The organism is Staphylococcus epidermidis (assembly GCF_006742205.1).
Lineage (GTDB): Bacteria > Bacillota > Bacilli > Staphylococcales > Staphylococcaceae > Staphylococcus > Staphylococcus epidermidis.
In genome coordinates, this window is sequence record NZ_AP019721.1 from 957177 (window position 1) to 969596 (window position 12420).

At 30.6% G+C, this 12420-nt stretch carries 12 protein-coding genes; 10 read left to right on the forward strand and 2 right to left on the reverse strand.

Going from position 1 to position 12420, the window contains the following annotated elements:
- Window positions 1-51: 51 nt before the first annotated feature.
- On the reverse strand, window positions 52-1194 hold the full coding sequence (yfkAB, locus tag FNL83_RS04715) for a radical SAM/CxCxxxxC motif protein YfkAB (RefSeq protein ID WP_001830386.1): 1143 nt from the start codon (window positions 1192-1194) through the stop codon (window positions 52-54).
- Window positions 1195-1352: 158 nt separating this feature from the next.
- Here yfkAB and FNL83_RS04720 point away from each other — a divergent pair, with 158 nt between their 5' ends.
- From FNL83_RS04720 to FNL83_RS04750, 7 genes are all read left to right on the forward strand, one after another.
- Window positions 1353-1514, forward strand: coding sequence for an SE1561 family protein (locus tag FNL83_RS04720; protein ID WP_001830395.1), 162 nt, complete (start codon window positions 1353-1355; stop codon window positions 1512-1514).
- Window positions 1515-1871: 357 nt separating this feature from the next.
- Window positions 1872-2390, forward strand: coding sequence for a type 1 glutamine amidotransferase domain-containing protein (locus FNL83_RS04725; protein ID WP_001830414.1), 519 nt, complete (start codon window positions 1872-1874; stop codon window positions 2388-2390).
- A gap of 320 nt (window positions 2391-2710) precedes the next feature.
- Window positions 2711-3520 carry a monofunctional peptidoglycan glycosyltransferase SgtB gene (gene sgtB / locus FNL83_RS04730; protein WP_001830409.1) on the forward strand — a complete coding sequence of 270 codons (810 nt, stop codon included), beginning with the start codon at window positions 2711-2713 and terminating at the stop codon, window positions 3518-3520.
- 277 nt (window positions 3521-3797) lie between these two features.
- Window positions 3798-4601 carry a recombination regulator RecX gene (gene recX, locus FNL83_RS04735; protein ID WP_001830417.1) on the forward strand — a complete coding sequence of 268 codons (804 nt, stop codon included), beginning with the start codon at window positions 3798-3800 and terminating at the stop codon, window positions 4599-4601.
- Window positions 4594-4908 (forward strand): YfhH family protein, encoded by a 315-nt coding sequence (locus FNL83_RS04740; protein ID WP_001830430.1) that lies wholly within the window; start codon window positions 4594-4596, stop codon window positions 4906-4908. Before recX ends, FNL83_RS04740 begins: the two co-directional genes overlap by 8 nt.
- Before the next feature lie 15 nt (window positions 4909-4923).
- Complete coding sequence (locus tag FNL83_RS04745) at window positions 4924-6441, forward strand: ATP-binding cassette domain-containing protein (RefSeq protein WP_001830434.1); 1518 nt, start codon at window positions 4924-4926, stop codon at window positions 6439-6441.
- Window positions 6442-6449: 8 nt separating this feature from the next.
- Window positions 6450-7280, forward strand: a complete 831-nt coding sequence (locus FNL83_RS04750) for a membrane protein (RefSeq protein WP_001830426.1) — start codon at window positions 6450-6452, stop codon at window positions 7278-7280.
- Between the two features lie 185 nt (window positions 7281-7465).
- On the opposite strand, the gene FNL83_RS04755 is transcribed toward FNL83_RS04750, so the two are convergent.
- A complete protein-coding gene (locus tag FNL83_RS04755; RefSeq protein ID WP_001830424.1) occupies window positions 7466-8440 on the reverse strand; it encodes a metal-dependent hydrolase in 975 nt (324 codons plus the stop codon).
- 180 nt (window positions 8441-8620) lie between these two features.
- On the opposite strand from FNL83_RS04755, the gene mutY reads away from it, so the two are divergent.
- From mutY to FNL83_RS04770, 3 genes are all read left to right on the forward strand, one after another.
- Window positions 8621-9664: an A/G-specific adenine glycosylase gene (mutY, locus tag FNL83_RS04760; protein ID WP_001830413.1), complete on the forward strand. Its 1044-nt coding sequence runs from the start codon at window positions 8621-8623 to the stop codon at window positions 9662-9664.
- A gap of 106 nt (window positions 9665-9770) precedes the next feature.
- Window positions 9771-10313 (forward strand): nucleoside tri-diphosphate phosphatase, encoded by a 543-nt coding sequence (ntdP, locus tag FNL83_RS04765; RefSeq protein ID WP_001830384.1) that lies wholly within the window; start codon window positions 9771-9773, stop codon window positions 10311-10313.
- A 241-nt stretch (window positions 10314-10554) separates the two neighbouring features.
- Window positions 10555-12291, forward strand: a complete 1737-nt coding sequence (locus FNL83_RS04770; protein WP_002489851.1) for an ABC transporter ATP-binding protein — start codon at window positions 10555-10557, stop codon at window positions 12289-12291.
- Window positions 12292-12420: the final 129 nt, after the last annotated feature.

A 12420-nucleotide genomic window follows, 5' to 3' on the forward strand; every position in this document is an offset into this window, starting at 1 on the left:
AATGTTGAAAACAACATAGGGTGGTTACTGTTTGTTTATACTAAAATTTTGTTATGAAAATATTTGATGTTGATGCATGATTTGTTCTTTTTTCTTGAAATCAGTATTTGGGTAATACATATTTTTAACTAAAACATTCGGACCTAGACATTGATATTCTGCACAATGACAATTTAAAGATTGTGCAAGGTCAGTATTTAACCACTGGTTGAATACATCTGTCAATTTATCCTTTTGTATATTAGATATTGTACCATTTTCATCACCAAAATCAGTCACAATAACATCGCCAGTAAATACATTAACATTCAAACGGCTACGACCATCAGGGTCATTTCTCATTGTAACATTCTTCGATTTTCTTAAACGTTGCAATAAATGTTGATCATATTCATCATTTAAACATGGATAGATAGGTAGAGTACCAAACAACATCCATGTGTTTTCATCACGTATATCTAACAAATGATGAATAGCTTCTTTCATTTCTTTAAGAGATAATACATTTAATTGGCTAGCAAAATCAGATGGATACATTGGGTGAATCTCATGACGGCTACATTTCATGTCATTTACCACTTCGTTATGTATTTTACTTAGATAAGGGACTGTGCTTTGATTAAGCATTGTTTCTGCCGATACGAACATGCCTTGGTCTGATAAAGTGCTGGAATTTTCAAGCATTTGCTCATATAATTTCAACTTGGCTTTTAGAGGAGGTTGTTTTCTCATTGCACCAAAGCCAACATCAGTAAACTCTTGAATGGTTCCCCAATTATGTGAAATATGCATAACATCTATGTATTCTGCAATATCTAAATACCGGTCTTGAGGTAAAGTTAAATTTGAATTCATTTGAACATAAATACCACGATGTTTGGCATACTTAAGTAGAGGCTTAACGACGTTTTTGATTGATTTTTTGGAAAACATTGGTTCTCCACCTGTAATAGACAATGTTCTTAAGTTAGGTATCTCGTCCAAACGTCGATAGATGATATCCATCGGAAGAGGATCAGGATCTTTAGTTTGTAAAGTGTAACCAACTGCACAATGACTGCAACGCATATTACATAAATTTGTAGTTGTAAATTCTATATTACTTAATGTTAATTGGTTATGTTCTAAAATATCATTATATGCTTCCCATGGATCATTGTTGATAGAAATAGGGGATTTGTTTGATATTATCATAATTTATTACTCCTAAAATTAAAAAATTTCCATCTACTTTGTTTTGATTATGTGCAAAATGTACAATGAATATTATTATGATTATATCGCTTTTTGTCAAATTCTGTTAGGATAATATTATCGTAGTAAATACAAGTAAAAAGGAGTTCCAATATTTAATGAGTGAACAGCAAACGATTGATCAAATTAAAACACGATTAAACAAATTTATTGAAGACATTGATCATGTAAATCCGGATGAGGTACGTGTAGAAGATATTGATGAGTGGATTGGTTTACTTGATCAGTTGGAAGAAAAAGTGAAACAAGTTTCAAAATAATTATTTAGAAAGTCTAGGACATCAATAACAATCCTAGACTTTCTTAACGTATAGCCACTGAATAATTAATACATAAAAGTTTCCATATATTTTAGTATTGAGGCCCCAACAAAGAGAATTTCAGCGAGAAATTCAACAGACAAAGCAAGTTGGGGTTGGGGCCCCAACAAAGAGAATTTCAGCGAGAAATTCAACAGACAAAGCAAGTTGGGGTTGGAGAATGACAATGTAAATAATACTAATAAGTTTAGCTCTTTTTTAATTTGAAAAATTTAGCAATAGATGTTTAACTCCCTAATTTTTTGTCTATATTATATCTAGATTCAAAAACAGATGAATGAAAGGTGATGTCACATTATGGCAAAAAAAGTAGCAATTATTCTAGCAGATGAATTTGAAGATATAGAATTAACAAGTCCTAAAGAAGCATTAGAAAATGCTGGATTTGAAACAGAAGTGATTGGTGATACAGCTAACCATGAAGTTGTTGGTAAACACGGTGAGAAAGTCACTGTAGATGTTAGCATTGCTGATGCTAAACCAGAAAATTATGATGCATTATTAATTCCTGGTGGATTTTCACCTGACCACTTACGTGGTGATGAAGAAGGTCGCTATGGTACTTTTGCTAAGTATTTCACTAAAAATGATGTTCCAACATTTGCAATTTGTCACGGACCATTAGTATTAGTTGATACTGACGATTTAAAAGGACGTACAATCACGGGTGTTATTAACGTACGCAAAGATTTATCAAATGCTGGTGCGAATGTTGTAGATGAATCAGTAGTGGTAGACAACAACATTGTAACAAGTCGTGTACCTGATGATTTAGATGACTTCAATAGAGAAATTGTTAAAAAATTAGAAGCATAAATTGTATTTATAATGAGCTAATCTGCACTCATTATTTTGATTTTAAATTATTGATTAAGACTGTTGTTAAAGTTTTTGACTTTTTCAACAGTCTTTTTTATGGCATTAAATAAATGATAAAAAACTGAATTTTGATAGGTAAATGATATCTTGGAAATGACAACTTGAGTTTAAATGAATAATTTGTACTTTTGACTGTACTTAAGTCTTAGAACTATTGCTACACCTTGGGACTGATTTTTTAACTTTACTATAGCTAAACGGTTAAACAATTGGTAAACTCACTTTAAAAGGGTGAGTTTGAGAAAAGGAGAAAACCCATGAAAAGAAGCGATAAATATACGGATGATTATATTGAACAACGTTATGAGTCTCAACGACCTCATTACAATACATATTATCAACCAATAGGGAAACCACCGAAAAAGAAAAAAAGTAAAAGAATTTTCTTAAAAGCAATTATCACTATATTAATTTTATTGATTATATTTTTTGGTGTCATGTACTTTATTTCTTCAAGAGCAAATGTAGATGATTTAAAATCAATTGAAAATAAAAGCGATTTTGTTGCTACCGAAAATATGCCTAACTATGTAAAAGGCGCATTTATTTCAATGGAGGATGAGCGTTTCTATAAACATCATGGCTTTGATATAAAAGGAACGACAAGGGCATTGTTTTCAACTATTAGCGATAGAGATGTGCAAGGTGGAAGTACAATTACGCAACAAGTTGTAAAGAATTATTATTACGATAATGAACGATCCTTTACAAGAAAAATCAAAGAATTGTTTGTAGCGCGTAAAGTTGAAAAGCAATACAGTAAAAATCAGATTTTAAGTTTCTATATGAATAATATTTATTATGGTGATAATCAATATACTGTAGAAGGTGCTGCAAATCATTATTTTGGTGTAACGGTCGATAAAAACAATTCAAATATGAGTCAGATTAGTGTGTTACAAAGTGCTATATTAGCAAGCAAAGTAAATGCACCAAGTGTGTATGATGTAAATGATATGTCGAATAATTACATCAATAGAGTTAAAACCAATTTAGAGAAAATGAAACAACAAAATTTTATTAGTGAATCACAATATCAAGAAGCTATGTCTCAACTTGGAAATTAAACGACTAAACAAATAAAAATGGAATGAATATAATGGGATTAGTTTATAGAAGCAATATTTTATTAACCATTTATTTATGATATTATATCAATCTTTTAAAACATATTGAGTCGATAGCTAAATAAATTTAAAGGAGTAGGACAGGATGAAATCTGTTTTACTCCTTTTTTAGTGCATAAAGTAGGGATATAAAATTCAAAGTCTTTTATGAAACATCTAATGATGTGTCATAATATATGTAAGAAAAACGTTTGAATATAGAAGTAGGGATAGTAAAATGCCAAAGGTAACTAAAATAGAAGTACAAAAAAAGAATAAAGAACGCTTTAATCTCTTTTTAGATGGAGAATTTGAAATGGGGATAGATATTGATACATTAGTTAAATTTAACTTAAAAAAAGATCAAATACTTGAACCGTCAGATATGCAGAATATTCAAGAATATGATCACTACCGTCGAGGTGTTAATCTTGCAATTCAATACTTGTCTTATAAGAAACGTACTGAAAGAGAAGTTATACAGTATTTAGAAAAAAACGATATTCAAAGTAATGCTATTCAAGATGTCATTGACTATTGCTATAAGGAAAAATTTATTGATCATGAAGACTACGCAGAAAGTTTAAAAAACACCATGATACACACTACAGATAAAGGACCAGAAATATATAGACAAAAACTCTATCAATTAGGTATTGAAGTTACGATTATTGAAAAATATGTCGAAGCATATGAACAACAACAACCATTAGATGACGTCATCAAAGTTGCTGAAAAAGTGATGAAGTCTAAAAAGGGTCCTGAAGCAAAGGTAAAGCAAAAAGTAACACAGTCACTTCTCCAAAAAGGATATAAGTTTGAAACAATTCAACTAGTTATGAATGAAATAGATTTTTCTCAAGACGAAGAAACATTAGACCATTTATTGCAACGTGATTTAGAGAAAGTCTATAATAAAAATTGTAGAAAATATGACAGTGATAAAAGTGTTATTAAAACCATAGAGGCACTCATGAGAAAAGGCTATAATTATGATAAAATTAAATCTAAATTAGAAGAAAGCGGTATATCTAATGAATAAAAAGAAAATGAGTGAAATGTCCGAGCAAGAACTAAGACATGAAATACAATTATTTAAAGAAAAAATGCGTAAAGCAGAGATGAATGGCATTATGAATGAATATGATGTTTATCAAAGCAAAGTGATTATAGCAGAAAGCTATCTTGTGGATCGCAATAAAATTGAACCTGGAAAAATCTATAAACTCAATGATGGTAGTAAACAGTACTTTAAAGTAGAACGACTCAAGGGTGTATTTGCATGGGGATTTAGAATAAACAGTAGTGAACCTGAGGAAGGTCTACCATTAGCATTATTAAAATTTTAGAAGGATGTATAATTGATGGGAAGCTCAATAGTTTTAAAATTACTCAAGGTAACACATTACTATAGAAATCATAATTCAAAAAAATGGTATCGACCATTAGGTTATGATGCTGAGGACATCAACCTAAATAATATTTCTTTGCATATATATCAAGGTGAAGCATTAGGTATAATCGGAGAACCTGGATCTTCTAAAACTTTGATTGGTAGAATTTTAAGTGGTTCAGTGAAACCTGATAAAGGTAAGGTCGTCCGAACTAAAAACTTGTATTTCGGTGATATTGATGATCGAAAGATTAATAATTTAACTGTGAGCCAATATGTGAGCGAACTCGTACAACTTTTTCCTTATGAAGTAACTGAGCATAAAGTTGAACAAATTATTCAATGGGCACATTTAGGTGATTACATAGAAGAAAAGGTTTCTAATTTAAGCGAAAAATCATACGCACAACTTTTACTTAGTATTGCACGTTCTTCAAAAAACGATATTATCATTTTAAATCATGTTTTATCACATTTAGATGAAACATTTATAGAAAGAGCTACAGTTTTATCAAAAGATTATATTGAAGCTAATAAAACACTAGTCTTAATTGATAATGATGTAGAAAAGATAAGTAAAACAAGTAACTACATAACATGGGTATCACACGGCCAGATACGCAAGGAAGGTTCTCTAAATCAGGTATTACCAACTTTTAGAGAACATGAAAAAGATCGTACTAGTTTAAAATCAGAAATGGAAATTGAGAACTTTGATTATGATTGGAAGCAGAATCGCTCTCGTATTCCTGAAATGACTTATAATTTTAAAAGAATAGAACGTTATAATCATGCTAAGCCACCAAGATTTCTAGTGAGATTTTGGACCTTATTTGTCAGCTTTTTGATTGGGCTTGTTTTAATGAGCGTACTTTTCTTTAACAACTTAGGTATGGTCAAACTAGGGAACATTAATACCCAAGCATCCATACAGAATCAGAATAAAGATACTTACGAAGAAAAACTTGCATATGGATTAGCATTAGATGGATCAGTTACTTTAAACGGGTCTAAAGATTTAAAAGTACCTAAGTATAGTTTAATTACAATTACTGGAGAAAATAACAAAAGATATCGGGTCGAAATGAATCAAAGGAGATATAGTGTTAGTAAAAATCAAGTGTTTTATTTCAATCCAGCTGGGTTATACGAATCTCATACTTTTAAGAAATTGTCACCTTATATAAAATCAAATTATAGTACTTACGTAGAGTACTTTAACAGTCACTTACATCAAAAACATGATAAAGTAACAGAAACGCTTAGACCTGATAAAGATAAAAAGTATGTTGTACCGATCACGCAACAACCTATAAAAATGATATTTGGTGATAATGATAAACTGTCTGGATTTGTTATTCCAATGACAAATAAAACGGAATTGAAAAAAACATTTAATATCACGAAAGATGTATGGATTACAAAAAGTGGAAGCGGTTATTTTATCGCTGATATGAAAGAAGAAAAATGGATTTATATTGAATTGTAGGTGTGAAAATGATAGATAATTTAATTGTATATATTAAAAACTTACCACATCTTTTTAGTTTTTGTACTCAAAGGCTTAAGCAAACATGGAAGTGGTTTGCAATTAGCCTAATTATAGGACTAGTAATTATTCTAGCATTAGAGGGATTTTTTAATTTCAACCATACTACCGATATTGTTCAAGTGCGTTGGTTATTCAGAATTTCATCATTCATCATATTCAGCATTATTATACAATCTATTTATATAGCTTATAAGTACTATATCAGAGATTTCGTTGTCATGAAGTCATTTCATATATCTGCAGTTACACCTACTATAGTTATAGCGATGTTAGGTTTAATAACAATACTTATTCTGGGGATAGTTATTATTATTCTTAAGCCTGTGAATTTTGAAGCATCAATACTTTCATTTTTATATTATTTAGTAATTTTAGCAATTTTTATCAGTGTGACTTCGATAATATTGGGCTTGCTGAGTTATGCAATTAAACATGTAAAACTGATATTTATTATAGTAAGTGCTATCAGCTTCTTTATGGTTCCAATTACATACATCCCTAATACAAATTTAAATGTGGTTAATCATATTATGATGTTAAATCCTCTGTATTATTTCGTAAATGGTAGTTCGCAAGCTATAGTATTTGGTACAATCAGCATGAGCAATTTACCTTATCATTTATATATTATTATTTTAATTGGAATCATCTGTGTGATTAATTATGCGCTTGTGCGTCACATAGCATTTGATAAATATCAAAACCAATCTAACCAAAAGAATTATTCAAAAAAGAATAAAGAAAAGGAATGTTTAAACGTAAAATTAGATAAGTAAATAGTTCAATAAAGTTATTACAATAGTACAATCTTTTATTAAATTAAGAATGCCTCAGACATCAATCAAAGTCTGAGGCATTCTTAATTTATAGGCGGTCGATGGCTAAACTGAAATTCTTTTATATCAAGTTTTCTCCAATGTTAGCATCGTAGTTAATATGAATTTTGTAACAATCAATTATATTATGAAAATAATTTACGTTGTAATTTATCTTCGCTAAATACCCACCCAATATAAGAGTGATCAATTTCATTTTCAAGTGTTAAATGTGCAATAGCTACAAAAGAATAACGACCTTTATTTAAGTATCGTAAATCCATAAGTCGAATTTCTGTTGTGCCATCATCTAATGGTGTAGTTTGCCAACGGTAAATTGAAGAAAAGTTTAAAAATGTATATATATCTTTATTACCTTTAACTTTCCATAATATCGAATCAGGAGTCATAGACTGGCGTTTAACTTTATCAGTGAAATCTACATTTTTCCATTTGGAAACACCAACATAATCATGCTTATCTGTTTGTATTGCGACCCGCCATACATGAAATTTTATTGTTGGAGCTACGAATACTTTTACTGGTGTATGCGATTGCTCAATTTTTTGGAGTGCTTGTTTTCTAATTGCTGCTTGCATCTTAAATCTTACAATATAATAGCCTATGAGAATTAATATAATTGGAAAGAAAACAATATACGGGTGAATACCTAATATCCACAATAAGACACCGGTACTTAAAATAATGAATATTATCGGATCAAAGGTATTAATCACGCTTAATTGAATCCATTTGTTAGTTATGGGACGTAATGCTTGTGTACCATAAGAATTAAAAATATCTACAAAGACATGTAAAAACACTGCTAGTTGTGCCCATAACCATACATGTAAAGGATTCGTTTGGCTAAATATTACAAATATAAAAAATGTAATTAATATAGGCCATAATATTGTAAAAGGTAATGAATGTGTGATTCCTCTGTGATGTGAAATATATGTCGCATTATCCTTTAATTTCAATACAGTATCACCGTCTGGTATTAAAGAACCTGCGATTAAAGTCGTCGCAGTAGCAGCAAATGATTCTGCCATAACTGGATCTTGCGTTGCTAAAGCTGTAAGACCCACACCCATAACGATATGTGTGGCTGTGTCCATAAATGCTCACTCTTTTCATCTTTATTTAATATATATTATAATCTAAAAGTTGAAATAACAAAATTAACTTACTTTAAATAAACATATACAAAGTAATGTATTATAGAGTCATGTTAAAGTTGAACTTAAGAATGCTTTTAACAATACATTCTTATGAAGCTAATAGAGAGGAAAGGTTTTATGTATCTAGAAAATTCTTTTAAAAAAGATATTGAAGATTGGTTTCATAAAAATCAAAGAGATATGCCTTGGAGAGAAACGACTAATCCTTATTATATATGGCTAAGTGAAGTGATGTTACAACAGACGCAAGTAAACACTGTTATCGATTACTACTATAGATTTATACATAGGTTCCCTACAATACAGTCGTTGAGCGAAGCTAATGAAGATGAAGTGCTGAAGTATTGGGAAGGGTTGGGCTATTATAGCAGAGCGCGTAATTTCCATACTGCCGTAAAAGAAGTTAATAATAATTATGATGGTGAGGTACCATACGATCCTGAATCATTTAAAAAGTTAAAAGGTGTGGGTCCATATACTCAGGCGGCGGTCATGAGTATAGCTTTCAATCATCCTTTAGCAACTGTCGATGGTAATGTTTTTAGAGTATGGTCACGATTAAACAATGACTATCGTGATATAAAGTTACAGTCCACTCGAAAAGCATTCGAACAAGAATTACACCCGTATGTGTTGAAGGATGCGGGAACATTTAATCAAGCAATGATGGAGCTAGGGGCGTTAGTATGTACGCCAAAATCACCATTGTGTTTGTTTTGTCCTATTCAAGAACACTGTGAGGCATTTCATATGGGGACTACACAAGAATTACCAGTAAAAACCAAAAGTTTAAATAAGAAAACCATTGAGCAAAAAGTTTTTCTTATTCGTAATGATAATGGTCAATATTTACTTGAAAAGCGTAAAGAAAAACTTCTTAATGGTATGTGGCAATTTCCAATGAGAGAACAAACAAATGCAAACGATGTGATATCTGATGATTTAGGAAAAAGTATCGAAACAATTAACGAACCAGTATTTAAATTAAAGCATCAATTTACCCATCTTACATGGGAAATTAAAGTATACAATGTTACAGCACCTCTTAATATAAAGGAAAATGATTTACCTAAACAAATGACGTGGTTTAATTTAGATGATAGGGAGCAGTATACATTTCCCGTACCAATGGATAAAATATATAAGTTTATTGAAGGTTAATTTATAAACATCAATCTCAAATGCCACTTATAAATGATAGGTTAATCAAGCATATTAAAATATGATATAATCTAAATGGTTAAATACGATAAAGGTGGTGTGGAGTATGGTAAAGGAATCCATACCTAAAGAAGGAGAAAACATTAAGATTCAAAGTTATAAACATGATGGTAATATTCATCGTGTCTGGTCAGAAACCACAATTTTAAAGGGAACGGAACATGTGATTATTGGTGGTAATGATCACACTTTAGTAACTGAAAGTGATGGGCGTACATGGATTACTCGAGAACCAGCAATTGTGTACTTTCATTCTGAATATTGGTTTAATGTTATTTGTATGTTTAGAGAAGATGGTATTTATTATTATTGTAATTTATCTTCGCCTTTTGCATGTGACGAAGAAGCGTTAAAATATATTGATTATGATTTAGATATCAAAGTTTATCCGAACGGAAAATATCATTTACTTGATGAAGATGAGTACGAGCAACATATGAACCAAATGAATTATCCACACGATATCGATATTATTTTAAGAAGAAATGTTGATATTTTACAACAATGGATAGAACAAAAAAAGGGGCCTTTTGCTCCTGACTTTATAAAGGTATGGAAAGAACGTTATAAAAAAATTAGAGATTATTAAGCAAAATAGATGTAAATAAGAATAAAATATTTTATATTGTAAAAGTAATCTATAAAAATTCATAAATGAAGTGTAACAACAACGGTAATTTGTTAGTTCATCTTTCTAACTTAATATCTAATAGAGTGTCTTCGTGTATTAGAGGTTGAGACATTAACATTTGTATCTTTTATTTTTAAAGTGTATACAAATGCAATGTGCCAACCTCTCTTCATTTTCAAATTATTAGGAGGGAAGGCGCATGATAAAACGATATTTAAAGTTTGTAAAACCTTATAGATATCGTATTATTGCAACAATTATAGTAGGGATTATTAAATTCGGTATTCCCATGCTCATACCTTTATTGATTAAATATGCTATAGATGGCGTGATTAATAATCATTCGCTTACAAATCAAGAAAAATTTAGTCACCTTGGTGTAGCAATAGGAATTGCATTATTTATTTTCTTAATTGTTCGCCCGCCGATTGAGTTTATTAGACAATATTTAGCTCAATGGACAAGTAATAAAATACTATATGATATTCGTAAACAATTGTATAATCACTTGCAAGCACTAAGTGTTCGCTTTTATGCAAATAATCAAGTCGGTCAAGTCATTTCAAGAGTGATTAATGATGTCGAACAAACAAAAGACTTTATTCTTACTGGATTGATGAATATCTGGCTTGACTGTATAACGATTATTATCGCACTTTCTATTATGTTCTTCCTTGATGTAAAATTGACGTTTGCTGCAATTTTTATTTTTCCATTTTATATTTTAACTGTTTATTTTTTCTTTGGAAGATTACGAAAACTTACACGTGTGCGCTCACAAGCTCTAGCAGAAGTACAAGGTTTCTTACATGAGCGGGTTCAAGGAATGTCTGTTATTAAAAGTTTTGCTATTGAAGACAATGAAGCTAAAAATTTTGATAACCATAACAAGAATTTTTTACAACGAGCCTTCCAACATACAAGATGGAACGCATATTCTTTTGCTGCTATTAATACTGTTACAGATTTAGGCCCAATAATTGTGATTGGCGTGGGTTCATATTTGGCAATTACAGGATCGATTACTGTCGGAACTCTAGCAGCATTTGTCGGTTATCTAGAACAATTATTTGGACCACTTAGAAGACTAGTATCTTCATTTACTACACTTACACAAAGTTTTGCATCTATGGACAGAGTATTTCAGTTAATGGATGAGGATTACGACATCAAAAATGGCATTGGAGCACAGCCAATTAAAATCAGTAAGGGTCAAATTGATTTAAAACATGTGAGTTTCAAATATAATGAAAATGAAAAAGAAGTATTACACGATATTAATTTAACAATTAACAAAGGCGAAACTGTAGCATTTGTAGGTATGAGTGGTGGTGGAAAATCTACTTTGATTAATCTTATACCAAGATTTTATGATGTTACTCAAGGTGAAATACTTATCGATCATCATAATGTTAAAGATTTCCTAACTGGTAGTTTAAGGAATCAAATAGGCTTAGTACAACAAGATAATATTCTTTTTTCTGATACGGTTAAGGAGAATATTTTGTTGGGTAGGCCTGATGCGACTGATGATGAAGTCGTAGAAGCTGCAAAAATGGCGAATGCCCATGATTTTATTTCAAATTTACCGAATGGATATGATACTGAAGTAGGAGAACGAGGAGTTAAATTATCTGGTGGACAAAAACAAAGGTTGTCAATTGCACGTATCTTTTTAAATAATCCTCCTGTTTTAATATTAGATGAAGCAACAAGTGCATTGGATTTAGAGAGTGAAGCTATTATTCAAGAAGCACTTGATGTTTTAAGTAAGGATAGAACAACATTAATTGTTGCACATCGTCTATCTACCATTACTCATGCAGATAGAATAGTTGTAATGGAAAATGGACGAATTGTTGAGACTGGCACACACCAACAATTAATTAATAAATGCGGTGCTTATGAGCATCTTTATAGTATTCAAAATTTATAAAGCACTTATAACATTGAAAATGCCTGAGACTGTTATTGTCTCAGGCATTTTTGTACTGTTGGCAGTTATTAAAAATAAGAACTATTTTACCTATAATCAAAACTGCTAACTAGGAGAATTTCACTGATT